The organism is Klebsiella sp. A-Nf5 (genome assembly GCF_002810545.1).
Classification (GTDB): Bacteria; Pseudomonadota; Gammaproteobacteria; order Enterobacterales; family Enterobacteriaceae; genus Klebsiella; species Klebsiella variicola.
The window spans coordinates 161172-184862 of record NZ_PIOG01000027.1 but is presented as its reverse complement, the minus strand read 5'-3'; the positions used below and the strand labels follow the sequence as shown (position 1 = coordinate 184862).

The 23691-nt window shown below is 56.7% G+C and carries 28 protein-coding genes and 2 pseudogenes; 9 read left to right on the top strand and 21 right to left on the bottom strand.

Going from position 1 to position 23691, the window contains the following annotated elements; translation table 11 throughout:
* Window positions 1–520: 520 nt before the first annotated feature.
* The 3 genes from lpxP to CWM53_RS03270 all read left to right on the top strand — a co-directional run bounded on the left by lpxP (window position 521) and on the right by CWM53_RS03270 (window position 2557).
* Entirely contained in the window at window positions 521–1435 is a 915-nt protein-coding gene (lpxP, locus tag CWM53_RS03280) for a kdo(2)-lipid IV(A) palmitoleoyltransferase (RefSeq protein ID WP_061155012.1), read from the top strand.
* Between the two features lie 89 nt (window positions 1436–1524).
* Window positions 1525–2163, top strand: coding sequence for a leucine efflux protein LeuE (gene leuE / locus CWM53_RS03275; RefSeq protein WP_061155011.1), 639 nt, complete (start codon window positions 1525–1527; stop codon window positions 2161–2163).
* Between the two features lie 130 nt (window positions 2164–2293).
* Complete coding sequence (locus CWM53_RS03270) at window positions 2294–2557, top strand: DUF2534 family protein (protein ID WP_004203731.1); 264 nt, start codon at window positions 2294–2296, stop codon at window positions 2555–2557.
* 59 nt (window positions 2558–2616) lie between these two features.
* Here the strand turns inward: CWM53_RS03270 and CWM53_RS03265 are convergent, their stop codons facing one another.
* The 4 genes from CWM53_RS03265 to CWM53_RS03250 form a co-directional block, all read right to left on the bottom strand.
* Window positions 2617–2742: a hypothetical protein gene (locus CWM53_RS03265; protein ID WP_012542130.1), complete on the bottom strand. Its 126-nt coding sequence runs from the start codon at window positions 2740–2742 to the stop codon at window positions 2617–2619.
* Window positions 2743–2861: 119 nt separating this feature from the next.
* Window positions 2862–2936 carry a protein YoaJ gene (gene yoaJ / locus CWM53_RS32265; protein WP_004892898.1) on the bottom strand — a complete coding sequence of 25 codons (75 nt, stop codon included), beginning with the start codon at window positions 2934–2936 and terminating at the stop codon, window positions 2862–2864.
* Complete coding sequence (locus tag CWM53_RS03255; protein WP_004150782.1) at window positions 2936–3037, bottom strand: YoaK family small membrane protein; 102 nt, start codon at window positions 3035–3037, stop codon at window positions 2936–2938. The genes yoaJ and CWM53_RS03255 overlap by 1 nt, the downstream gene beginning before the upstream one ends.
* Window positions 3038–3094: 57 nt before the next feature.
* The gene (locus tag CWM53_RS03250; RefSeq protein ID WP_100729945.1) at window positions 3095–4108 is read right to left on the bottom strand and encodes a sensor domain-containing diguanylate cyclase; all 1014 of its coding nucleotides are present in this window, start codon (window positions 4106–4108) and stop codon (window positions 3095–3097) included.
* Between the two features lie 301 nt (window positions 4109–4409).
* Between CWM53_RS03250 and CWM53_RS03245 the strand changes: the two genes are divergently transcribed.
* On the top strand, window positions 4410–4649 hold the full coding sequence (locus CWM53_RS03245) for a DUF333 domain-containing protein (protein WP_074386263.1): 240 nt from the start codon (window positions 4410–4412) through the stop codon (window positions 4647–4649).
* Here the strand turns inward: CWM53_RS03245 and CWM53_RS03240 are convergent.
* The gene (locus tag CWM53_RS03240; RefSeq protein ID WP_165785011.1) at window positions 4639–4977 is read right to left on the bottom strand and encodes a DUF488 domain-containing protein; all 339 of its coding nucleotides are present in this window, start codon (window positions 4975–4977) and stop codon (window positions 4639–4641) included. The two genes, CWM53_RS03245 and CWM53_RS03240, sit on opposite strands and share 11 nt — an antisense overlap.
* A gap of 4 nt (window positions 4978–4981) precedes the next feature.
* A pseudogene (locus CWM53_RS03235) lies at window positions 4982–5436 on the bottom strand (DUF523 domain-containing protein).
* A 178-nt stretch (window positions 5437–5614) separates the two neighbouring features.
* Here CWM53_RS03235 and CWM53_RS03230 point away from each other — a divergent pair.
* Entirely contained in the window at window positions 5615–6307 is a 693-nt protein-coding gene (locus tag CWM53_RS03230) for a CTP synthase (protein WP_100729944.1), read from the top strand.
* A 31-nt stretch (window positions 6308–6338) separates the two neighbouring features.
* Here CWM53_RS03230 and CWM53_RS03225 read toward each other — a convergent pair whose 3' ends face one another.
* Window positions 6339–7514, bottom strand: coding sequence for a CynX/NimT family MFS transporter (locus CWM53_RS03225; RefSeq protein WP_165785010.1), 1176 nt, complete (start codon window positions 7512–7514; stop codon window positions 6339–6341).
* Window positions 7515–7620: 106 nt separating this feature from the next.
* On the opposite strand from CWM53_RS03225, the gene CWM53_RS03220 reads away from it, so the two are divergent.
* Window positions 7621–8415: an AraC family transcriptional regulator gene (locus CWM53_RS03220; protein WP_008807682.1), complete on the top strand. Its 795-nt coding sequence runs from the start codon at window positions 7621–7623 to the stop codon at window positions 8413–8415.
* On the opposite strand, the gene CWM53_RS03215 is transcribed toward CWM53_RS03220, so the two are convergent.
* The 3 genes and pseudogenes from CWM53_RS03215 to CWM53_RS31805 all read right to left on the bottom strand — a co-directional run bounded on the left by CWM53_RS03215 (window position 8399) and on the right by CWM53_RS31805 (window position 9718).
* Window positions 8399–8845 carry a DUF441 domain-containing protein gene (locus tag CWM53_RS03215; protein ID WP_008807681.1) on the bottom strand — a complete coding sequence of 149 codons (447 nt, stop codon included), beginning with the start codon at window positions 8843–8845 and terminating at the stop codon, window positions 8399–8401. The two genes, CWM53_RS03220 and CWM53_RS03215, sit on opposite strands and share 17 nt — an antisense overlap.
* A gap of 117 nt (window positions 8846–8962) precedes the next feature.
* Window positions 8963–9463 carry a YbaK/prolyl-tRNA synthetase associated domain-containing protein gene (locus tag CWM53_RS03210; RefSeq protein ID WP_008807680.1) on the bottom strand — a complete coding sequence of 167 codons (501 nt, stop codon included), beginning with the start codon at window positions 9461–9463 and terminating at the stop codon, window positions 8963–8965.
* 95 nt (window positions 9464–9558) lie between these two features.
* Window positions 9559–9718: pseudogene (locus CWM53_RS31805) on the bottom strand (hypothetical protein).
* Here CWM53_RS31805 and CWM53_RS03205 point away from each other — a divergent pair.
* On the top strand, window positions 9713–10849 hold the full coding sequence (locus tag CWM53_RS03205) for a glycosyltransferase family 9 protein (protein ID WP_165785009.1): 1137 nt from the start codon (window positions 9713–9715) through the stop codon (window positions 10847–10849). The pseudogene CWM53_RS31805 and the gene CWM53_RS03205 overlap by 6 nt on opposite strands.
* 171 nt (window positions 10850–11020) lie before the next feature.
* Here the strand turns inward: CWM53_RS03205 and CWM53_RS03200 are convergent, their stop codons facing one another.
* From CWM53_RS03200 to umuD, 3 genes are all read right to left on the bottom strand, one after another.
* A complete protein-coding gene (locus tag CWM53_RS03200) occupies window positions 11021–11263 on the bottom strand; it encodes a DinI family protein (RefSeq protein WP_004203750.1) in 243 nt (80 codons plus the stop codon).
* A gap of 263 nt (window positions 11264–11526) precedes the next feature.
* A complete protein-coding gene (gene umuC / locus CWM53_RS03195) occupies window positions 11527–12789 on the bottom strand; it encodes a translesion error-prone DNA polymerase V subunit UmuC (RefSeq protein WP_008807677.1) in 1263 nt (420 codons plus the stop codon).
* A gap of 2 nt (window positions 12790–12791) precedes the next feature.
* Window positions 12792–13211: a translesion error-prone DNA polymerase V autoproteolytic subunit gene (gene umuD / locus CWM53_RS03190; RefSeq protein ID WP_008807676.1), complete on the bottom strand. Its 420-nt coding sequence runs from the start codon at window positions 13209–13211 to the stop codon at window positions 12792–12794.
* Between the two features lie 494 nt (window positions 13212–13705).
* Between umuD and CWM53_RS03185 the strand changes: the two genes are divergently transcribed.
* Window positions 13706–14482, top strand: coding sequence for a BPL-N domain-containing protein (locus CWM53_RS03185; protein ID WP_100729941.1), 777 nt, complete (start codon window positions 13706–13708; stop codon window positions 14480–14482).
* 26 nt (window positions 14483–14508) lie between these two features.
* On the opposite strand, the gene CWM53_RS03180 is transcribed toward CWM53_RS03185, so the two are convergent.
* Window positions 14509–15096 (bottom strand): TetR/AcrR family transcriptional regulator, encoded by a 588-nt coding sequence (locus CWM53_RS03180; protein ID WP_100729963.1) that lies wholly within the window; start codon window positions 15094–15096, stop codon window positions 14509–14511.
* A 386-nt stretch (window positions 15097–15482) separates the two neighbouring features.
* Window positions 15483–16691, bottom strand: a complete 1209-nt coding sequence (locus CWM53_RS03170) for a pyridoxal phosphate-dependent aminotransferase (protein WP_061154980.1) — start codon at window positions 16689–16691, stop codon at window positions 15483–15485.
* A gap of 68 nt (window positions 16692–16759) precedes the next feature.
* On the opposite strand from CWM53_RS03170, the gene CWM53_RS03165 reads away from it, so the two are divergent.
* Window positions 16760–17857 carry a glutamine amidotransferase-related protein gene (locus tag CWM53_RS03165; RefSeq protein WP_100631729.1) on the top strand — a complete coding sequence of 366 codons (1098 nt, stop codon included), beginning with the start codon at window positions 16760–16762 and terminating at the stop codon, window positions 17855–17857.
* Here the strand turns inward: CWM53_RS03165 and CWM53_RS03160 are convergent.
* The 6 genes from CWM53_RS03160 to CWM53_RS03135 are packed head-to-tail and all read right to left on the bottom strand — an operon-like array spanning window position 17841 to window position 23679.
* Entirely contained in the window at window positions 17841–18764 is a 924-nt protein-coding gene (locus CWM53_RS03160) for a dihydrodipicolinate synthase family protein (protein ID WP_074386254.1), read from the bottom strand. The two genes, CWM53_RS03165 and CWM53_RS03160, sit on opposite strands and share 17 nt — an antisense overlap.
* A gap of 10 nt (window positions 18765–18774) precedes the next feature.
* Window positions 18775–19944, bottom strand: a complete 1170-nt coding sequence (locus tag CWM53_RS03155) for a M24 family metallopeptidase (RefSeq protein WP_016160709.1) — start codon at window positions 19942–19944, stop codon at window positions 18775–18777.
* The gene (locus tag CWM53_RS03150) at window positions 19931–21031 is read right to left on the bottom strand and encodes a mandelate racemase/muconate lactonizing enzyme family protein (RefSeq protein ID WP_100631728.1); all 1101 of its coding nucleotides are present in this window, start codon (window positions 21029–21031) and stop codon (window positions 19931–19933) included. The genes CWM53_RS03155 and CWM53_RS03150 overlap by 14 nt, the downstream gene beginning before the upstream one ends.
* The gene (locus tag CWM53_RS03145; RefSeq protein ID WP_061154975.1) at window positions 21028–22203 is read right to left on the bottom strand and encodes a M20 family metallopeptidase; all 1176 of its coding nucleotides are present in this window, start codon (window positions 22201–22203) and stop codon (window positions 21028–21030) included. Before CWM53_RS03145 ends, CWM53_RS03150 begins: the two co-directional genes overlap by 4 nt.
* Window positions 22204–22216: 13 nt before the next feature.
* Window positions 22217–22957, bottom strand: a complete 741-nt coding sequence (locus CWM53_RS03140; protein ID WP_100729939.1) for an amino acid ABC transporter ATP-binding protein — start codon at window positions 22955–22957, stop codon at window positions 22217–22219.
* Window positions 22954–23679, bottom strand: a complete 726-nt coding sequence (locus CWM53_RS03135) for an amino acid ABC transporter permease (protein ID WP_023322396.1) — start codon at window positions 23677–23679, stop codon at window positions 22954–22956. Before CWM53_RS03135 ends, CWM53_RS03140 begins: the two co-directional genes overlap by 4 nt.
* Window positions 23680–23691: the final 12 nt, after the last annotated feature.

The following is a 23691-nucleotide window of genomic DNA, read 5'->3' as shown; positions in this document are numbered from 1 at the left end:
AGGGCGGTATTAAAGTGCAAACAACTGGCAAGACGCTTATTTTTAAAGCATCTTTAAATAAGTCTATTCTTAATTATTCCCTTAAGGCGATTTTAATATTCCTTATGCCGACGGATAAAAAATGTTTCACTCTGAAGCTGGAGCGCTTTAATTCTTTCGCGGTACAGCCGACTATCCTGGTGAGGCGGGCAGGCTGCGGGCCACGTGGCTGAGCGGGCTCAGTCCCCGGCAGACAAGGCGTTCTCGCGGCGGGTTTCGGTTATTCTGATAGTAACGCTGATGATTAGCGTGAAAATGATATGCACGATGAATATATTAAGAGAGGGGTAAGATTTAAGTTTACATTTGGTAACATATGTGCCGCAATTATGTTTTTTTGTCAGCAAGTTGTTTTTTACTTGCCGGAGTGAATTTCAGCGGATTAGTATTGTCGAAGTTGCTGTACGTACCGCCTAATGATGATAAATGGATTCTGTTTTCCTTAAGCGTTACCACATAATGAATGTTTACAGGAAAAATCATGGCCTGCGTATTTAATAAACAACTTTTACACCCGCGCAACTGGCTGACCTGGTTTGGGCTCGGCATCCTCTGGTTAATCGTGCAACTGCCTTATCCGCTGCTGCATTTTATTGGCACCAGCGCGGGTCGGCTCTCCCGACGCTTTCTCAAACGCCGCGAACATATCGCCCGGCGCAATATTGAGCTCTGCTTCCCGGACATGTCGCCGGCGGCGCGCGAGACCCTGATCGATCAAAACTTTATGTCGCTGGGAATGGGGCTTATCGAAACCGGCATGGCCTGGTTCTGGAGCGACGAGCGGGTCAAGAAATGGTTTGATGTCGAAGGATTCGCCAATCTTAATCATGCGCTTAGCGGCGGCAAAGGGGTGATGGTGGTCGGCGTGCATTTTATGTCGCTGGAGCTGGGCGGACGCGCGATGGGACTGTGCCGTCCAATGATGGCCACTTATCGTCCGCACAACAGCCCGCTGATGGAGTGGGTGCAAACCCGTGGTCGCCTGCGTTCGAACAAAGCGATGATCGATCGCAACAACCTGACCGGTCTGGTGCATGCCTTAAAATCAGGCGAAGCGGTGTGGTTTGCTCCCGACCAGGATTACGGTCCTAAGGGCAGCGTGTTTGCGCCGTTTTTCTCTGTCCCGCAGGCGGCGACCACCAACGGCACCTATGTCCTGTCCCGTTTATCGGGTGCGAAAATGCTGAGCATCAGTATGGTACGCAAGCTGGGTCGTAAGGGCTACAGTCTGCACATTAGCGAAGTGATGAATGATTATCCGGGTGAAGATAAGCAGATCGCCGCTGGCTATATCAACAAGGTCATCGAGCGCGAGATTTTGCGCGCCCCCGAGCAGTATCTGTGGGTACACCGTCGATTTAAAACCCGCCCGCTGGGTGAACCTTCCGTCTATTAACCTTCCCGCACAGGCTGCGCTTTCAAAATCCCGACAGTTGGGGTAACGTGAGCCGGATCATGTTTTAGTCGTGCGCGAAGGAGTGCAGAGTGTTCGCTGAGTTTGGTGTTCTGAATTATTTGACCTACCTGGTCGGGGCGGTGTTTATCATCCTCGTCCCTGGTCCTAATACGTTTTTTGTGCTGAAGACGGGCATTGCCCACGGCGTGAAGAAAGGCTATCTGGCAGCGGCGGGCGTCTTTATTGGCGACGCGGTGCTGATGTTTCTGGCCTTTGCCGGCGTGGCGACGCTGATTAAGACCACGCCGGTGCTGTTTAACGTCGTCCGCTACCTCGGGGCGATCTACCTGCTGTGGCTGGGGGGCAAAATGCTCTACGCGGTGCTGACCCAGCGCGATGGCCAGACCGATGCCAGCGCGGAGCCGGCGAGCGCGATCCTCAAGCGCTCTCTGACCCTGAGTCTGACCAATCCGAAAGCGATTCTGTTCTATGTGTCGTTTTTCGTGCAGTTTATCGATGTTAACGCCAAAGCGCCCGGCGTGGCGTTCTTTATTCTGGCGCTGACCCTCGAGGTGATTAGCTTCTGCTATATGAGCTTTTTGATCCTCTCCGGCTCGTTTGTCACCCGCTACGTCAAAACCCGCAAGAAGCTGGCAAAACTGGGCAACAGCCTGATTGGTCTGGTTTTCGTTGGGTTTGCCGCGCGCCTGGCTACCCTGCAGTCCTGATCCCCACGGGCCGGTTACCCGCTGACCGGCCCGCCGTCTCTTATTCTGCCTTGTAACAAAAACCCTTCATTTTTTATTGCATTGGTGTTACATATACAGCCGTTTATCGCTCAGCAAAAAGGAAGCCCCGATGATTCTGCAAAAACTCCTCAGCAATAAAAACTGCAAAAAATACTGTCTGTCGCTCGCGGCGGTGTTTGCTATCGCGCTGGCGGTAGTGGGGCGGGCGACCTTCGGGGGTGTGGTGAGCGAGTATAATATGCCGTACTCGGAGTGGACGACGTCCATGTTCTTCCTGCAGGGGGCGATGGTGACGGTTTACAGCATTGTCTTTACCGCGCTCTTCGCTATTCCTCTCGGCTTTATTTTCCTCGGCGATGAGCGTCAGGATTAAGCGTCAACGGGCGAACCGCGGTTCGCCCTGTCTTATCGGCCCATCAACAGCCTGAAGGATTAATCATCGTCATGATAGTGATGATGGTGGTGATGGCGATGGGCGTGGTACCCATCGTCAATAATGCATCCCGATAACAGCGTGCACAGCGCAATAATCAACGGTAACACGATCGGTTTTTTCATCCCTTACTTCTCCCGCTATTCTGCTTTCCCCGGGGCAGAGAATGCCGCGGTGGATAACGTGAGTGTAAAGGGTTAACTTGTTGATGGGATAGGATAACTCCGCAATATCGCCGCCGCGATCACCACCAGCCGAACTGGCTGCCAGCCACCGCCACGATGGCGACAACCAGCATGATAATGGTGCTTTTTTTCATTATGCCCCACCCGGCGCCGCATAGCCGCCGACGAAAAACCAGCCGAGAAAGACGACGGCGATGATAAAGATCGCCACCGGGAAAAGAATACCCAATTTCATGATAGTGTCCCTGTACCCACGAATGATGCCCAGCATGATACTGGATATCACGGTACTTTAGTCAATATGAATGAAATTCTCCTGACGGCGGGACTTCTTATCCTGGTACATCGCCTCATCGGCGGCGCGCAAGGCCGCTTCAACATCGATACTCTGCGGATCGCAGATGATCACCCCGAAACTGGCTCCCTCATAGTCGATACGCTGCTCGCCGAGGAAGTAGACACCGCACAGGGCCTGGCGCAGGATCGCGACATACGCTTGCTGCGCCGCGGGATCCTGGGCGCTACCGACGATCAAAAACTCATCGCCGCCAAGGCGACCAACGATATCCTCACGGCGCGCGACGGCAGTGAGTCGTTCGCCGACCTGCACCAGAAAGCTGTCGCCGCACGGATGACCGAACCGATCGTTAATGGCTTTGAAACCGTCGAGATCGATAAAAATCAGCGAGACTTGCTGCTGCTGGGCGCGGGCGGAGGCAAAGTGTAACGCCAGCTGCTTAAACAGCGCACGGCGATTTGGAAGCTGGGTGAGCTCATCGGTCGACGAGTGCAGCTCCAGCGCGACGTTAGCCGCCTGCAGCTGTTGCACCAGGGTGTCTTTTTCCACGTAGTGGGAAATGAGCTTCGCGAACAGGCCCATCACCTGTTCACCTTCGAGATTATAAGGTTGCTTCTGTCGGCTGGTGGCGCAGAGGGTACCGAACAGAGAGCCATCGGCCAGGCGGACGGGAATGCTTAAAAAGGTGGCGATCCCCAGCTCCTGGGCGGCGATGCAGGAGTGCCAGCGATGGGCCACGTCGTTGCTAAACGTGCACTGATCCTCAAGGGCGCGTTTGCACAGGGATTCATCCCAGGGGACGGAGAATCCTTCCGGGATCTGCATTTCGCTGCTGTTATGGGCGAACATCACCTGCTGCCGCTGGGCGTTGATATCGATGCGGGTAAGATAGGTGGACTCCATTCGGGTCACCGCCTCAAGCATCTCCAGCAGCTGGCGCACCAGGGTTTCCAGGGACTGTTCCGCAGCGAGGGTTTGCGACACCCGGGCAAGAATAAAATCTGACATGAATAATACAGCTCCAGCACGCCAAACGTCACCCCAGCATAATGGGCTGCAAACGGACATCAGCGTCGAATAAACAGTGATATTTTTAAATTTATCACATCTGTTTGGGGAATACTTGTCCACGCGGCAGGAAAAAAAGCCCCGTCGGGGGCGACGGGGAAAAACTCATTGATTATGGAATGATCTGTTCTCTGGTCAGTTCGAGAACAGGGGCTACTCTACGGGGGAAAAGTGCAGGCAAGATGGAGAAAACGTGGAGATTCAGGCTAAAATCCCCGGGCATTCAGGAAAGGGAGGAACGATGAAAAAGTTACTGGCTATTCTGCCACTGGTATTAGCCGGCTGTACCCAGCCGCAGTCCACCGCGCCGACGAAAACCATCGGCATGGCCAATCCCGCGGCGGTGTACTGTCAGCAATCCGGCGGTACCCGGGTGCCGGTGCAAACGCCGCAGGGCGTCAGCACCCAGTGCAAACTACCCAGCGGCGAAACCCTCGACGAGTGGGCGCTGTGGCGCCGGGATCATCCGACTAAATCGTAACCGGCAGGGCCGCCAGCCAGGCGGCCAGCACCCGGGCATGATTCTGCTCGGTGTTCTTCGCTGCGTACAGTAGCGTCAACGGCTGGCGCTGCGCCAGCGCCGCCAGCCGCAGGCCCGTTTCACGATGGGCGTCGAGCTCCTGGCGATAGCGCTGACTGAAGTGGGCGAAATCGATCGCCTCGCCGTGAAAGGCTTTTCGCAGCTCAGCGGAAGGCGTTAACGCCTTACACCATTCATCACAGGCCAGCGCCTCTTTTTTCATCCCCCGCGGCCAGAGACGGTCGACCAGCACCCGGTAGCCGTCGCTGCTTTCCTGCGGGTCATACACCCGTTTACATTGAATCATCATCCTGCTCCCTCTGTGCCATCCAGGCGAGCAACTGCGGGATTTGCCCGTCGGAAAATACCGTGATGCCGTGGGCGCGCAGCAGATCGGCCGCGACCCCGGCGCCCGCTTTGCGTCGTCCGCGAAAGGAACCGTCATAGACAAACTGGCTGCCGCAGGTAGGGCTGCCATCGGTGAGTAACGCTGCCTGACAGCCCGCTTCCCGGGCGGCGCTGAGCGCCAGCCAGGCGGCCAGCTGGTAATGTCCCGTGACGTCGCGGCCGTCGCTTTCCACGATCCGCGCCCGCCCGGCAAGTACATCCCCGCCGGCAGACGGGGCGTGGACAGACCGGCCGCCAGCTCCGGGCAGTGGATCACCAGCCGCCCCGTCTGCTGCCAGCGGGACAGCGTCGCCGCCAGCTGTGCCTTCTCGCTACCGTTATACCGCACCTGGAATCCCATCAGGCAGGCGCTGACCAAAAGCTTACTTTTCATCCTTTCTCCCTTTCACGCTTGCTCCAGTATACCTTACCCGCCGGCGGGGGCGGTGGGGCGAAAATAAGGATTGTGTTCCACAGGAGGGATCGCTATCCTGACGTGCCTTGTGCTGCTCGTCTCGTCCAGACATAAGGAACCTGCTATGAAAACCCCTTTACGCCTCGCCCTCGTCGGCGATTATCACCCCGATATTGTTGCCCATCAGGCCATTCCCCTGGCGATAGACGATGCTGCCGCCGTGCTGGAGCAGCCGGTGAAATATGACTGGCTCGCCACCCCGTCGATTGTCTCCGGCGAGGCGCTGGCCGAGTACGATGCCATCTGGGTCGTTCCCGGTAGCCCGTATCGTCATCCGCAGGGGGCCTTTACCGCGATCCGCTATGCCCGCGAAAACGGCATCCCTTTCCTCGGCACCTGCGGCGGCTTTCAGCACGCGGTGATTGAATACGCCCGTAACGTGCTCGGCTGGCAGGATGCCGGTCATGCGGAAACTGACAACGAAGGGCGGATGGTGATCGCTCCCCTCAGCTGTTCGCTGGTGGAGACCTCCGCCGTCGTCGAGCTGCGGGCGAATACGCTGATTGCCCGCGCCTATGGCCGGGAGAGCATTGAAGAGGGCTACCACTGCCGGTACGGGGTGGACAGCGCGTTTGCTGGAGAGCTGGAACAGGGCGATCTGCGCGTCACCGGCTGGGATGAAGAGGGCGAGATCCGCGCCGTCGAGCTGGTGACGCACCCGTTTTTTGTCGCCACGTTGTTCCAGCATGAACGCCACGCGCTGGATGGGCGTCCCTCGCCGCTGGTACAGGCGCTGATTCGCGCCGCGGCACAATAAACCCACCGGCAGCGGGCGCTGCCGGTCATCTTCAGGAATGGATTTCCCGGTCTCGTCCGGCGAGGGCGCCGCAGACCGCCATCACCAGCGAAATCAGCGCCACCGCCAGCAGCGGAATATGCCAGTCGCCATTGGCATCGTGGATCCTGCCCATCAGCGGCGGCCCGCAGGCGGCCAGCAGATAGCCGACGCTCTGCGCCATCCCTGACAGCGCCGCGGCCTGGTGCGCCGAGCTGGCGCGCAGGCCGATAAACGTCAGGCCGAGGATCATGGTAGCTCCGGAGCCAAAGCCGAACAGCAGCGTCCAGCCGATCGCCAGCCCTGGCAGCAGCCACAGCCCGGCGGCGCTGATGGCGCACATCAGGGCGACCAGCACCGCGATCCCGCGCTGGTCGCGCAGCCGATGCAGGATCAACGGTATCGCCAGACCGGGGGCGGCGGTCGCCAGCTGCAGCAGGCCATGCAGCGAGCCGGCCTGCGCTTCGCTATAGCCCATACTCTGCAGAATCGACGGCAGCCAGCCGATAATCACGTAATAGACCAGCGAGTTGATGCCGAGGAACAGCGTCACCTGCCAGGCCAGCGCCGACCGCCAGATCCCCCGGTTGTGCATGGCGCCTGAGCCGGTCAATGGCGCCTCCGCCCGGCGCCGGGACTGCGGCAGCCAGCTGAGGATCGCCAGCAGCGGGAAGATCATCAGCAGCAACAGCGCGCCACGCCAGCCGAATCCGGCCATCGCCACAGGCACCACCAGCGCCGAGCCGAGCGCCGCCGCCGCACCCATCGTCAGGGAATAGGCGCCGGTCATCCGCGCGACATGCTGCGAGAAATCCCGTTTAATCAGTCCGGGCAGCAGGACATTGCCCAGCGCAATACCGCAGCCGATCACTGCCGTGCCGATAAACAGCAGTGCAGCGGAGGGCAGGGAGCGCAGGGCAATGCCGGCGCAGATCAGCAGCATCGCCAGCAGCAGGCTGCGCTCCATGCCGAACCGGCGGGCAACCCCTGCCGCCAGCGGCGAGACAAGGCCAAAGGCCAGCAGCGGCAGGGTGGTGAGCAGCCCGGTCTGCGCGGTGGTCAGGCCATAGTCGCTACGAATCGCGTCCAGCAGCGGCGCCGCGCCGGTAAAGACCACGCGCAGGGTAGTGGCGATGAGCAAGATACCGGCAATCAGCAGCGCGGGGCGGCGGCCGGTAGAGGAGATCACAGAAGACATATCATTCTCAAGGTAACTAACGAGGGGGTTACGATAGCGACTTTGTCTCCTGTTTAAATCAAGCTAAAATGACAGATTATCGCTAATATCGGACAACATGATGATCGGACTGGGTCTGGATGGTTATGAACCGGACAGTGGCCACGAATCGGCCATTGCCTTTCGTATTCAGGTGGTGGAGGCGGAGCAGTATATTCCGGCGCATTCTCACCGTAAGGGGCAGCTGATCCTCGCCCTGCACGGCGCCTTGACCTGCGAGGTGGAGAACGCGATGTGGATGGTGCCGCCGCAGTATGCGGTGTGGGTCCCGGGACAGCTTTCCCACAGTAACCGCGCCACCCCCGGTGCCCAGGTGTGTTTCCTGTTCATCGAGCCGGGCGCCGCGCCGATGCCGGACCGCTGCTGTACGTTAAAGATTTCCCCACTGGTGCGGGAGCTGATCCTCACCCTGGCGGAACGCGGCGGGGAGTTGCTGGCCGCCCCTGCCACGGCCCGGCTGGTGCAGGTTCTGTTTGATGAGCTGCCCCGGCAGCCGCAGGAGCACCTGCAGCTGCCGGTATCAAACCACCCGAAAATTCGTCAGATGGTGACGATGATGGCCGAGGATCCGGCGCGCTGGCAGACCCTGAGCCAGTGGGCGGCGGTGTTTGCGATGAGCGAGCGCAATCTGGCCCGCCTGGTAGTGCGCGAAACGGGGCTGAGCTTTCGCCGCTGGCGCCATCAGCTGCAGCTGATCCTCGCGCTGCAGCTGCTGATCCGCGGGCAGACGGTGCAGCAAACGGCCCAGGCGCTGGGCTACGACTCCACCACCGCCTTCATCACCATGTTTAAAAAAGGACTCGGACAGACGCCGGGCCGCTATCACGGTAGCCTGGCTACGACTTCCCAATAAACAATGAGATGATCCCGGCGGCAATCAGCGGCCCGACCGGGACGCCGCGAAACAGGGCGACGCCGAGTACCGTACCGACCAGCAGCCCGGCCACCAGATGCGGCTGGGTGCCCATCAGCGCTACGCCGCGCCCGCCGAGCCACGAAACAAACACCCCGACCGCAATCGCCAGCAGTGATTTCCAGTTCATAAAGGAGTGGATCAGCGTCGAGGGCGGCAGCGTACCGCTGGCGATAGGCGCCATCACGCCGATGGTTAAAATAATGATCCCGACGGTCAGCCCCTGTTTCTCAATCCAGGGAAAGAAGGTATTCAGCGGTGTAACGCGCACGATAATCAGCACGAGGATGGAGATCGCTACGGTGGTGTTATGGCTAATAAAGCCGAGCGCCGCCAGACCCAGCAGGATCAACAGGGTGGTATCAAACATGTACAGAGGTCCTTGCCAAAAAAAGAAAGCCAAAAAATATCCCGCTTACTCTACGCATCGTGGCGTGAATAAACAGGATTTTTACGCCATGCGGCGAAAATCAGGGCGGATGCCCGGTTAGCTAAGGCGGCGAAAGGTCGCGATCTCCGGTCGGGCGATATGTAAATAATCCTCGGTATCGAGAATGATCGACCGATCCAGGCGTCCAGCGTTAAAGGCGATTTGCGGAAAGCGCTCAAACAGCAGCGGGTCGGCCACCAGCCGCAGCGCCGGATGGAAGCTGAAGGGGGGAATGGCGCCGAACACGCAGGCGGTGAGGGCATCCACTTCCGCCGGACTGGCCAGCGAGGCTTTGCTGCCGCCGATATGCCGGGCCAGGCTGGCGAGATCGGCCTGCTGATCGGCGGCGAGGATCGCCAGCACATGCTGGTTGACGCCGTTTCCTTTTACTTTACAGACTAGCGCTTTTGCGCCCTGGCCAAGCGCGGTGCCGCGGATCGCCGAGACGGCTTCGCACTGGCCGACCGCGTCGTGCGCCATCACCCGGTAGCGCGCCTGGTGTTCGTCGAGCAGCGCGCACAGGCGCTGGTGGATATTACCTTCTACTGCTTCAAGCATAGCGTCCTCCTGACATCATCAAGCCGCCAGCTTAGCGCTGTTGCGTCAGCCTGCCAACGGTGGGCCGGGAAATTCACCATTCGCTCATTATTGCTTCACAGTGCTGTGGTGCAATCTCGCAGGCGCAGCAGATGAGTTTTGTAAATAAAAAAAAGAATGATTTTCATTTTCAATCGAACTTTTTTTATTTCGCTCAGTCTCTATCGGACGACACAGAATATTAATAATTGCCGTAATGAGGTTAGGATGATGCACGATGCAACCATGCAGGGTTCCCCACGCAAGAAGTTTAATAAAATAAGGGAGCTCAACAGACGGCGGAATTACTTTACTAAGAAAGTACGTAATGCCCTGCGGGTGGGAGTGGCGAAAGCGCTCTGGGACCGCCGACGCCGTCAGCCGGTGGATTTGTCGTCCGCGAAAACTGTCTTACTCATGCGTAATGAGGGGGCGGTCGGCGATGTGGTGGTGGATTCCGCGCTGGTAAAATGCCTGCATCAGTCAGGTTATATCGTTGATTTTCTACTGACGACCTCTAACAGCCAGGTGATGCGCTATAACCCGCGGATCCGCCATATTTATGAAGCTGAGCCGGTCAATTCCGCTGACTTTTTGCGTAAATTTAACCATAACGTTCCCCGTGACGTCATTAATGAACTGGCTAATAATAAGTACGATATTATTATTGACCCTTCGCTGTTCGATATTCCCGTGCATCGCCTGCGGCTTTTCCGACAAATAAAAGCCAAATCAGTGCTCGGGTTTAATAAATGGCCATCGATTAAACACTACTCTCACTCGTTTGATTTTGACTGCCAGCACTGGCACGTGACGAAAACGTTCGCGTTGATCGCCGACTATCTCAAACTGGACACTCGCGGTCTGGACACTTACGACCTGGCGGTGCCCGGGCCGATTATGCAGGAGGTGGCGCAGTATCTGGCGTCGCTGAGCGGAAAAGCGGTAGTGATTAATATTTTTGCCGGCCATGCCGACCGGAGTCTCTCCCAGACGCAGCTGGCCGAACTGCTCGACAAGCTGCGGGCTCGCCATCCGGGGCTGGCGGTTATTCTGCTCGATCATCGGCGTGAGATCCGCATCCCGCTGCCGCCGGAGGTGGTGATTAATCCGTTTAACACGCTGCACCATGCGATGGCGCTGATTGCCCAGGCGGAGCTGATTATCTCTCCGGACACCTCGGTGGTGCATATGGCGGCGGCGTGGAACAAACCGCTGATCGCGGTCTATAAGGACGTTCTGCTCAATAACCGGTTGTGGGCCCCGGGCTATGACAACGCCAGGCAGATCATTGTTAAATGCGGGAAGGTCCATCAGCATCGCGAGCTGGTGGATCGGATGATGGCGGCGCTACCGGAGACGCTGTAAGGGCGATGAGGGGAGGCTGGTAGGGCTCACCTGCTGGCCGTATGCAAGAGCCAGCAGGTGAGCGAAGGTTGCATTGCCAGTCTGCAACCGCCGCTATTGTACAGTTACCCGTTGCTCTGCCACATCCGGGAAAGCTCTTAAAGAGATGGCCGCTGCCAACGACGGGCGGCATCACTCTTCAGTGAGCCACATATCCGCTTCTTCAAACATCTCCTGCACCGTACGGCTGATCAGCTCTTTTTCATGCTTGCTGGCGTCGGTGTTGATCGCCGGCAGCGTCATCATCGGCTTCACCCGCACTTCCGCTTCCGGGAAAATGCGCTGCATGCGTTTGGTCAGTTCGTTAAGAATGGTCTCTCTGGCACCCGGCAGCCCGGCAAAATTGCGCTTGTCATAAATCAGTTCCACAAACATCTTCTGTCCTCTGTATGCTGATCGCGGGCGATAGTTTTACTGTATTAATGTACAGTGTCAAGCGAATGCCGCGGTGCTGCTCATCCGCAACCTCGTGCGGTAGACGGGCTGCGCGCAAAAGCAGCACCTCGTCCGCCGGCGGTCAGGCAGGCCTCATTGACGAGCGGAGGGGATTTCCGCGCTGCAAAGGCGTTATCGCTGATTGCGTAGGCCTGGTAAACGCAGTGACCTTCACCCGAAGCGATGTCATTACCTGCGTACATTCATTTCGCGACCGGTAGGTCTGAATATCGGGTGGTGTAAGCCGGGGAAAGCATTTCACGCTTCATCGCCCAGGACTTTTCGATCCCCTGACCGGCAAACCAAACTTTTCCTTTCCCGGATTGATTTAATTGGTCGATAACGTCCATTAACGCAGCACTGTTTTTGCGCGGCGCGTTATCGTCAAATAAGTTTAGCTGCGCTATGCCATTACTGAAGAAATCAGCAAGCATAACACCGGCTTTCATATATCGATAACCATCAATCCAAATTCTCTGCAGGCAGTTTGTGGCACAATTTATAATGTCACGAGTATCATTAGACGGCGTTAATAGCTTCATTGACGCTTGGTTGCCATAATATGTTTCATTAACGGCGTGCGGACTCGTCCGAACAAATACGCTAACGAAGCGGCAAAATTGATGCTCACTGCGTAATTTTTCTGCTGCTCGCTCAGCATAGGCGCAAATGGCTTGATGCATATCTGAATACTGCGTTACCCGATTGCCAAAAGAGCGACTACAAATAATCTGTTGTTTTGTTGGGGAAAATTCTTGTAGCTCAAAACATGGCTCACCACGCAGTTCGCGAACGGTCCTTTCCAGCACCACATTGAAGTGCTTTTTTATGACCCATAATGAGCTTTCAGCCAGATCCAGAGCGGTATTGATACCCATTAAATTAAGTTTTTTACTCATTTTTCGCCCAACGCCCCAGACCTCTTCAACAGGGACAAGGGCGAGTAGCCTGCGTTGGCGCACAATATTGGATAAGTCGACAACGCCGCCCGTGCCGCGCCATGTCTTGGCGGCATGGTTAGCGAGCTTGGCTAATGTCTTGGTTTGCGCAATACCTACACCCACCGTTAAGCCAGTATTTTTCAATACGTGAGTTCTTATTTCATGGCCGAAGGTGGATAAGGGGACGCAATTCATTACTCCGGATAAATTAATAAAGGCTTCATCGATGGAGTAGATTTCTATTGACGGAGACATTGCCGTGAGCGTTTGCATAACACGGTCACTGAGGTCGGCATAAAGCGCATAGTTAGAACTGAAAAAATGAACACTGGAATAATAAGGGTTATTTTTTATTTTAAAGAAAGGCTCACCGTTTTTTATACCGAGGGATTTTGCTTCGGCAGAGCGAGAAATAATGCAACCATCGTTATTGGACACGACCACAATAGGCTTTCCCTTTAAATCAGGGCGAAAAACCGTTTCACAAGAAGTATAGAAGTTATTGACATCGACGAGGGCAAACATAATTATTTATGCGCTTTAATGCTAAAAATGACCACGCCAAATATTTCTAACTCTTCGGCATTATGAAACGAAATGGAAGCGTAATCGCGATTGTGCGGCACTAGCTGTAAAAAAGGATGAGTGCGAAGTTCTTTCACGGTGAATTCACCTGCGATAGCCGCGATGACGATATCACCATGTACGGCAGACAGTGAGCGGTCAACCACTAAAAGGTCTCCATCACTGATGCCGGCATCACGCATAGACTCTCCGCTGACTTTGATGAAGTAAGTAGCACTCGGATGTTTTATCAATAATTTATTGAGATCCAGCCTGTCTTCAACATAATCCTGAGCGGGGCTGGGAAATCCGCAGGGTACCCTCTCGGAGAAGAGGGGGAGCATGAGTGGGGGCGAAATCTCAGTTGGCCGAGTAAACTGCATGGTATCGATCCTCGAATACTGTTTTTATATACAGTATTATTGAATGTGCTGATGGATCAAGGCGCATGTGACGTTGTTTTTATAACTACATGAATATAATGATGATTTATGTAAAGCATGCCATGTGGTGCTGTTACTGAACTGCCATCGCTGTGTAGCGAGACCAGTACGCCAACGTTGACGTTTGCCCGGTAAGACGACCGCGGTATTACATGGAGCATGATCGACTCTTTTTTCACCCTCTCTTCGGTATTTAATGTTATTGAGAAGACAATAAGATATGAGAATATCTCATTAAAAGATATTTATAAAATATTGTCGCCTTTACTTTAAAGAATAAAGAAACATTATTTTTTTTAACTAAAACGGCTTGACAAATTTGAGGGTGAGGATAAATTTGAGCGAATGCTCTAATTTATCGTCATCATCTGCGGGATCCAAAAGTGATACGCTGTGATTAGCCATGACACTACATAACCAGGGGATCTACTGACATGAAAATTTTTTTCCAGGGCACCAGACGTAAAAAAGCAAAAATACTAACGATTGCCTTTTCTTTCGCCTTTTTCACTGCATCGGTGCAGGCAAAGCCCTCGCAATCAGAGAGTTATCATGTCGCCGTTTATCGCGGGGAGGCCGGGTGCCCGGGTTGTTCTGAAATGGTGGTAAAATCGCTGGTCGCGACAGGTCTGCCTCTGCACATTTCTTATGTTGGTGAAAAAGAAAAGCTGAAATTAAATGCGCAAACACTGAAAAAATTCGATCTCTATATTCAACCTGGCGGCGGTCAGGATATACCCGGATCTTATCAAGCCCTGGGTGATGAAGGGGCAGAGGCTATCCGTAATTTTGTGAAAAGCGGCAAATCCTTTCTTGGTCTTTGTATGGGGGCCTATCTTGCCGACAAAGACTGGATAGGGATTATTGATGCGCCTTTAGAGTCAGAGGTGGGGAGACCCGGTTCGCAGGCCGTTGATGAAGGCGATTATACCCTGCAACTGACATGGAATAATAAACAAGAGCCTTTTTACTACCAGGATGGGCCTTATCTCAACAGTAGTATCTCAAGTACTGGATTCCAGCCGATCGCTTACTACAAGAATGGAGATATCGCCATTGGTAAGTACCGGTATGGCAAGGGAAACATCATCCTGTCAGGTCCGCATCCTGAAGCCGATGAGACCTGGATAGACAGCACTGCGCCAGGAAATACGACGGCAGAAAGTAAAATGCAGCGTATTTTGAGTTATCTCAATATAAAAAAGGGTTAACTGATACGCTACCTTGCTTCACCCACTCAGAAATTCTTTTTAAGGATTTTAAAGGCAAGCTCAGATATTTCATTAAGAAAAATGCTGCGTCTGTCTTCTGAATAATCGAGGATCAGCAAGCTGGAATACCCATCAATTAATGTGTTTATTTGTCTGGCTGAGGTAGCGGCGTTTTCCGCAAGGAACTCGCCTTCCTGCATCCCTACGCTAATGATGCCTTCAAGAATAGTGATCCATTGCAGGGAGTGATCGTGCACTAATTTAGCATAATCCGCATCGCGTGCTGCCATTGGCCATAGTTCAAGGTAGAGCAGCCAGTGTGCCGAAGGTGCATCGGGTAACAGCGTTCTGATATAGAGGTTTACTCTTTCACTAGCGCTCATTTTTTCTGACGCGTTTAAAAACGCATGACATTCTTGTATGTCATTTTCAAACATATACTGAATAGTGGATTTCTTGAGCGTTTCCCAGTCTCGATAATAGTGATAGATATGACTTCTGGAAATATTCATTTTCTGCGTCAAATCACGGGTTGAGACATTGCTAAACCCTTTTTCTCTGAACAGTTGTAGCGCTGCTATTTTTATCAACTCAGAAAAATTGGCCGTTTTCAATATTTCAACCTTAATCACTATCCATTAAAACGCGAACTATATCATAATTTCTGAAACCTTGCACGTGTTCAACATTCGGGGATAGCTGTTAGCATTGTGTTTTTTATAGCATAAACAAAATAACGAAAATCTATTTTGTGGGGCTGGTATAAATTCAGCTGCAAGGAGGTTGCTTTATTATTAGCTATGCGCAGGATGCTATTCCTGCCGCGTGCGGTGGTGGCCGCAACGGTGGAGTGGAAAACCGGGAAAGAGAATGTCGCGATGACCCGGCGAGCTATCGTGATGACAACGTGCTTATCGGCAAGGTAGGCGATAAGCACGGCATTTTTCAGACCGAGCGTGGTTTGCCGCCGCGTGGGTAGCCGCTGCGCCAGCACACGCCTTTAACGCAATTGCGCGCAGGCGCCCGCTATCCGCTGGCAGGCTTGAGTCAGCAGGCCATCTTCTACCGCATACGCAATACGCAAATACCCCGGCATTCCAAACGCGGAGCCGTGTAAAACGGCCACCTGGGTTTGTTCTAATAGCCAGTTCGCCAGCGCGCTGTCGTCGCGAAGGATTTCGCCGCCAGGGGTTACCCGGCCCATAAGCGCCTGGCAGTTGGCAAACACATAGAATGCCCCCTGGGGAGTGGTGGCGCTCAGGCCATCGGTGGCGGCAATCATTCCCAGCACCTGTTGGCGGCGTTTATCTAACACGTTGAGCCAGCCGTCGAAGAAATTGGCTGAATGGGTAAGCGCTGCGACCGCCGCAGCCTGCGAAATACTGCTGGGGTTGGAGGTACTTTGTGATTGCAGGATCTGCATGGCGGCAATCAGCCATTGCGGCCCTCCCGCATAGCCCAGACGCCAGCCGGTCATGGCGTGGCTTTTGGACACACCGTTTACCGTCAGGGTACGCGAAACCATCTGCGGGGCGGCCTGAGCAAACGTGGTGAACGGGGTATTGTCGTAACGCAGCGGCTCATAAATGTCGTCGGCCATCACCAGCACCTGTGGGTAATCCGCCAGCACCGCAGCCAGGGCACACAGCTCCTGCTCGCTGTAAATCGCCCCCGTCGGGTTGCCCGGCGAGTTGAGGATCAGCCAGCGCGTTGACGGGGTGAGGGCGGCGGCCAGTTGTTCCGGCGTCAGCTTCCAGCCGTTTTGTTCATCACAGGGCACAATCACCGGTTCGCCATCGGCCAGAGAGACCATATCCGGATACGAGACCCAGTAGGGGGCGGGAATGATGACCTGCTGCCCGGCGTCGAGGGTGGCCAGAAAAGCATTGAAAATAAGCTGCTTGGCGCCACTGCCAGCGATGATCTCTTGCGGACGGTAATGCAACTGATTGTCGCGAGCGAATTTGGCGGCAATGGCCTCCTTTAACGCGGCGGTGCCGGAAACGGCGGTATACTTAGTCTGATGATGCACGATCGCTTCAATGCCCGCATAGCTAATATGGGCCGGGGTAGCAAAATCCAGTTCTCCTTCGCCCAGGTTGATAACCGGCTTGCCTGCGGCTTCCAGTGCCCGTACCTGGTCAGAAATGGCCGCTGTCGGTGAAGGGCGTACAGATTGCATACGACGGGCGATTTGACTGTTATTCATAAATCCTCTTTTGTATCTAATGATTCAATTAATACAATTAGGTCCCCAACCTCAGCAGGAAACTCGCCGTGTCACCGATCTTTATTCTCGATAACACCTCTGTGCCCGCTCGCTACGGTATTACCGCCAGCCTGTGGGCTAATCGTCTTGGACTGCCTCTCTGGAGCCTTCGCCCCGACTTCGCCGGGGATGTTCCCGACAGCCATCAGCACGTCATTCGGGCCGGGTACTGCGTGACCAGCGGCCTCTGGCGCAGCGATACGCTGCGTGAAGAGGTACGCGATATCGCCTGCCTGCCTGAGTCTGATGCTGTCATTGTGCTGGCGTCCTCGCAGGCAGCGCTTATCGCCGACCTGCCGGGCCAACGGCTGTTCAGCGATGACCGCAACCACCGCCTGACGCTCAGCGACGGACAACATACGTTGTTAGACCTCACCGCCGATCGCTATGGTCGCTGGGATGCCGGGGAGCCATCGTCTGCCGGGACGTCCTTGCGCATCGCACTGATTGGCCGTGAGTCAGACCACCGTCTGGTCTACCCCGCCACGCTTGGCTCACTGGGTGATGCCGCGGCGTCGCTGGGGCTGAACCTGGATGTCCATTTCTTCGCGCCAGTCAGCCTGTCCCCTGGATTACACGTCCTTCACGACGTCCAGGGCGTCGTGTTGCCAGGCGGTTCCTCGATGGCGGCCGTCAAGGGACAAATCCGCGTGGCGGAAGATACGCTTGCCCGCGGACAGCCCACGCTGGGGTTATGCCTGGGAATGCAGAGCATGATGACCGCAGTCGTGCGCCGGCGTCCGGGTTGCGAATCGGCCATTCCCGCGGAAGTGGCTCCGGATGAGGCTCTACACAGCTTTGTTCCCTTTGTCGATGGCCGTCATCGCTGCGGCGTCTTCCCTTTTTCCTTCGGGTTGATCTCCGGTGATATCCGCGAAATGCACTACAACCATCGCTACTGCTTTAACACCGACTTATTGCCGGCGCTGGATCGCAGCGGGGTCAGCGTCAGTGCGCAAACGGACGATATCGTGGAGGCCATCTCCCAGCCGGAACTGCCGTTCTGGCATGGTGTGCAGGGGCACCCGGAACTGATGTCCCGCCCGGATGCCCCCCATCCGCTGTTCGTCGCCTTTTTACGGGCGGCGCTTAACGCACAAGCGTAACGCCGCTACGGCTGTCGCTGGCAAGCGCCGACATGACGTGAGTCAGCTCCACCAGCGCCGCGTCGTCGATCGGTTTTAACGGTGCGCGTACGGTGCCGCCGTTAAAACCGCGCAGCGCCATCGCCGCTTTCACCAGCTGCGGCTGACCATGTTTGCGCGCCAGCGCGCGATACGCGTACCACAGCTGATGCAGATCGCGGGCCGTGGCGGCATCGCCCTGTTCCACGGCACGGAAGGTATTGATAATCAGCTCCGGCAGCGCGCCGCTGTTGGTGGTGCTGATGCCGTCAAACCCGGCCATCATTGGCCCGAGGAAGGCCAGATCGGATGCACAGAACAGGCGCAGACGTCCACGCAGGCGGTTGGCAATCTGGTCGATGGCGGTGGGGTTGAGGTCGCCCTGTTTGATGCCGACCACGTTGGGGATCTCTGCCAGTTGTTCCAGCAGCGCCGGGGAGAGGGTGATGCCGATGCCCGGCGCGTTGTACACCAGGATGCCGGTCTTGGATAAGGGAGCCATCTCTTTGAAGTAGCTGACGATCTGTTGGTCAGTGATTTCGCTAACAAAGGGCGCGGTCACCATCGGCAGGCCGCCCAGCTCGCTTGCCAGCAGCGTCAGCTCACGGGCATCGCGCGGGTCGGCGCTGGCGCTGCACAGCATGACCGCCACGCGGTCATCCACACAGGCCATGACTTGATGAAACAGCTCACGGCGTTCTTCGACGGTCATCACCGGGAATTCACCGTAGGTGCCGCCAATCAGCAGACCGTCATAACCCAGACCAATCACGCGTTCAATATTTTCACGTAACGCCGGAAAGTCGATCGCACCGCTGGCGGTGAACGGGGTGACGGTGATGTTGAAAATACCGCGCAGGCGTTCACGGCATTCATTGATATCTTTCATTTTTCTTTCCTTACAGCAGTGTGAGAGGGCGAGCCAGGGAACCCAGCTGACGATATCCGGTTTCGGTCACCACCACGGTTTCACTGACGCCGACGGTAAATTGACCGTAGATCCGCAGAGCCGGTGGAATGTGGAAGGTCATTCCTGGCTGCAGCTCAGTGGTGACGCCACGATACAGACTGAGAATGCCGCCTTCGCCCCAGTCCGGCGCAAAGGCGATACCGATGGAGTAACCGGTGCGTTTTTTGAAGTTTTCGGTGAACCCGGCGCGATCAATCACCTTCTGGCAGGCCAGGTGCGGCGCTTCGCAGGTGGCGCCCGGACGAATGGCATCAAGGGAGGCCTGCAGGGCTTCCTGACACACTTTTTCCATTTCGATGGCGATAGCGGGCGGCCGCCCCAGCCAGGCGGAGCGCATCATCGCGGCGTGGTAGCGGTCGTGAGCCGCTGACATTTCGAGAAATACCGGGTCGTTATCCTGCATCACCCGACGACGCCATGTGCCATGCGGCACGCCGCTGCGTGGGCCGGTCGAGACCAGCGGTTCCATGCCGACATACTCGGAACCGGCGGCAATGGCGGCCCCCATCATCGCCGAGACCAGCGCGTTTTCGTCTGCGCCGCTGCGAATCGCCGCCATGCCCGCGCGCATGCCCGCGTCCACATAGCGCGCTGCGATGGCGATTTTTTCCACCTCCGCCGCCGATTTCACGGCGCGCAGCGGCTCGATGACGCCCGCGGTATCGGCAATGGTGCCGAGCCTGGCCTGCAGGGCTTCATACACGGCAACCGGCAGGAACCAACCGCGTTTGTCCAGCCCAATCCGTTTGTGGAGCCAGCCGCGCTGTTGCAGCATGCCCACCAGAAAATCCACCGGGTTATCGCCATCCTGGTAGATGGCGGCGTCAGAAATAAAGGTGTTGGCGATAAAGTTAAAGTATTCGAGCTGGCGAATCACAAACACCGGATCCCCTTCTACCGGCAGCAACAGCGCCTGGAAGGTGTAATAGCCCGGTGTTTGCTGACCGGTGAGCCAGAAAATGTTTTCCGGGCCGGTAACGATCATGACGTCCACGCCCGCGCGGCTTAAGCGTTCGCGGGTGCGTCGAATGCGTTGCGCATATTCATCAGCGCTAAAGGCGGACTCACTGCCCTGAATCACATTGTTAACATCTTGCATGAGTAAACTCCTGGAGTAAGTTGGCCTGCGCGGCATCAAACTGCACGCCCAGACCGGGTGAGTCATTGACGGTGACCAGGCCATTGCGGTATTCCAGCCCGCTGACGGGATCATCCGTTAAGCCATCGGCGCCATACAGCTCGGCAAATGCCGGTTGCACGACACGACACAGCTGGAGCGCGGCGGCGGTGGCAGCATGGCCTTCATTCATCTGGCCAATCATGAATGGCACGTCGGCGAGTCGCAGCCGGTTGGCGGCGGCCAGCGTCGGCGCAAGGCCACCCAGTTTCACCAGTTTGAGATGCCCCCACAGCGCACCTTTGGCGGCGATCAGCCGGGTGATGGCGGCGTCACTGTTGAGGCTTTCGTCGAGCATGATCGGGATGCCGTAGGCGTACAGCTCCGCAAGCTGGCTGTCGTTTGCCGGGCTTAACGGCTGTTCGATGTAGCTGAGCTTCAGCTCGCGCAGAGACGGGAATGCCGCGTGAGCCTGCGCCAGAGACCACTGGCCGTTCACGTCAATCGCCAGCGAAATCTGCTGGCCGAACCGCTGGCGCAGCCGTTGCAGACGGGCCAGGTCGGTAGCGAAATCTGCCACGCCTGTGCGCAACTTCAGCTGGGTGAAACCGCGATCGACATAGCGTTGCGCCTGCTCCAGCATCTGTCTCTCGCTGCCCCAGAACAGGGTCTGGTTGGTGTGCCACGCAGGCAGGCCATCCCGCGCCCCCAGCCAGGCGGCAACGCTTATCCCTTGCTGACGCGCCAGCAGGTCGTGCAAGGCCATATCCAGCACCATGCGCGATGGCGGCAGGAGCGTGCAGTCTCCATCATCTAACGCGGCGAGTCGCGCGGCGGGCGCCTGGCGCCAGTCCCAGCGGCGAAGTATCTGAAGCAGGTTGTTCAGCACCTGCTCTTCGCGGTAGCCATGCAGGTAGCGAATGTTGAGCCGCACTTCGCCAATCCCGATCACTCCCTGGTCTTCCAGACGCAGCCAGAGCGTATCGAGCGCCGTTACCGGACCAGAGGCAGCGGTATGCAGCGTCACATCGGCGTAATGCAGATCTCCCCGAAAGAGCTGTGCTTTCATAAACCGGGCTCCGGCGGCAGCATGGCGAGCGCAATATCGAGATAGAGGTAGGCCGCGGCGATAAATTCATCGACAGGGACAAATTCATCGGGTTTGTGAGCCACGGCCAGCGAACCGGGGCCAATCACGACGCCTTTTGCGCCCAGCGAACGGAAATGCACCAGGTCACATCCCCCCTGAAAACCAAACGGGCCGGGTTCGCTCTGCCCATGACGGCGACAGGCAGCAAGGCTTTGCTCGACAATCGCTTCGCGGCTGTCGGTTTGCGTCGCGCCGCCGGTGGTGGGCTGCCAGGCGATAATTTCGGCTTCCACACCTGCATGTGCGTACGCGTGGTCGAGCAGTTGCTGCAGTTCGGCTTTGACGACCTCTTCGTCTTCGCCCGGAACCATGCGACGGTCAAGCAGCAGCTCACAGCTGTCTGGCACCACATTGTCCGCATGGCCGCCGTGGATGCGGGTTACCGTCAGGCTGGCGTTGCCGACCAGATCGTGGCAGCGGCAACGCACCTGCTGGTGGTGGGCTTCTTCAATCAACCCTAAAAGGCGCGCCGACTGGTAAATCGCGTTAATCCCCAGCTCCGGCGTACCGGAATGCGCGGTGACGCCTTTAACCCGCACGCGAGGACGTAAGCTGCCTTTGTGGGCGGAGAAGGTGGCATTCGAGGTCGGCTCGCCAATCACCGCGAAATCAATCGCCGGTGGATTATCGCGGACGTAGAATTTCGCCCCTTCGCTGGCGACCTCTTCATCGGCGGTGAACACCCCCATCAATGTGCCGGACCACTGCTGACGGTTGGCAGCCAGCAGACGCAGGGCTTCAACCATCGCCACCAGCGGGCCTTTGGCATCGCAGGCGCCGCGTCCGTACAGGCGTCCGTCACGCTCGGTGAGCGTGAAGGGATCGCTGGCCCAGCCGCTGCCCGCCGGAACGGTGTCGAGGTGGGTGTTAAAGGCGAAACACGGCCCCGGTCCATTGTTCAGGACGGCGATAACGTTGGTCCGCCCCGGTGCGTATTCGCTAAAGGAGAGATCGAACCCGGCGGTCAGCAGCCAGCCTTCCAGACATTCGGCGGCTTCGCGCTCATGGCCCGGTGGATTCTCCGTGTTGATGGCAACCAGCGTCGCTAAGTCCTTTTTCATACGTGCGCTGTCAACCTGATAACTGGACATAGGAACTCCGTGATTAATGTAATATTTGCGTCAGGAAGCGCTGTGCGCGGTCGCTGACATGGCCGGCGAAGAAATCACTGGTGTTGGCGCGATCGATAATTTCGCCGTCTTCCATAAACAGAATCTTGTTAGCGGCCCGACGGGCGAAGCCCATTTCGTGAGTCACCACCATGCTGGTCATGCCTTCCGCGCTGAGCTCCGCCATCACTTCCAGCACTTCACGGATCATCTCCGGGTCGAGGGCGGAGGTGGGTTCGTCGTAGAGCATCAGCTCCGGCTTCATCGCCAGCGCCCGGGCAATCGCCACGCGCTGCTGCTGTCCGCCGGAGAGCTCGTCCGGAAAATGGTCTGCACGTTCGTTGATGCGCACTTTTGCCAGCAGGTTGTCCGCCAGTTTGCGGGCATCAATACGGTTCATTCCCAACACCGTCATCGGGGCCAGCATGATGTTTTCCGCTGCGGTCAGGTGCGAGAACAGCTCGTAGTTCTGGAACACCATGCCAATGCGCTGACGCAGTTTGTGCGCCGGCACATCGCCCCGGCTGATGTGCCGGCTGGCGAAGAACACATCGCCGCTGTCGGCGGGCGAGAGCATGTTGACGCAGCGTAGCAGGGTGGATTTTCCCGAGCCGGACGGGCCAATCAGCACCACGGTTTCTCCGCGTTGCACGGTCAGAGAGCAGTTTTTGAGTACGGTCTGGCGACCAAAAGTCTTATCAATGCCGATCATCTCCAGCAGCGGTTTCTCACTCATGGTTCCTCCCGGACGGTTTTCGGTAACTTAAACAGGCGAGTCAGCCGCTTCTGGCTTTTGCTGCGGCGCTGCCTGGGATCCAGCACGCCTTCCAGCCACGACTGGAAGATCATGAACAGGCTGGTGAGCAGCAGGTAATAGATGCCCGCAGCGCAAAGCGCTTCGAAGTAACGGAAGCTGGCGCTGGCGGCCTGGTTAGCGACCAGCAGCAGTTCCTGAACGGCGATAACCGAGACCAGCGCGCTCGATTTCAGCATGCTGATCATCTGGTTACCCATCGGCGGCAGAACGATGCGCGCGGCCTGAGGCAGAACGATTTTTCGCATGATCTGGCCATGAGTCATACCCAGCGCCATGCCGGCGGTGCGCTGGCCGCTTTTCACCGCCTGCAGTCCAGAGCGCAGAATTTCCGCCATGTAGGCGCCTTCATTGAGCGAAAGCGCCAGCACTGCACAGGTAAACGCGGAGAAGCGTAAGCCGAAGCCTGGCAGCACGTTGTAGACAAAGATTATCTGGAACAGCACCGGCGTCCCGCGAAACAGCCACAGGTAGAAAAAGGCCAGCCCTTTCCCGGCGCGAAACGGCGCTTCCTGCAACAGCGCCAACACCAGGCCCAGCACCACGCCACACAACAGTGAGCAGAGGGTAATCAGTAGCGTCATCCACGCACCCCGAATAAATTCGGGGGAGAGGAAGTACTGCCACATTAAATCGATCGACATAGCGTTCTCCGG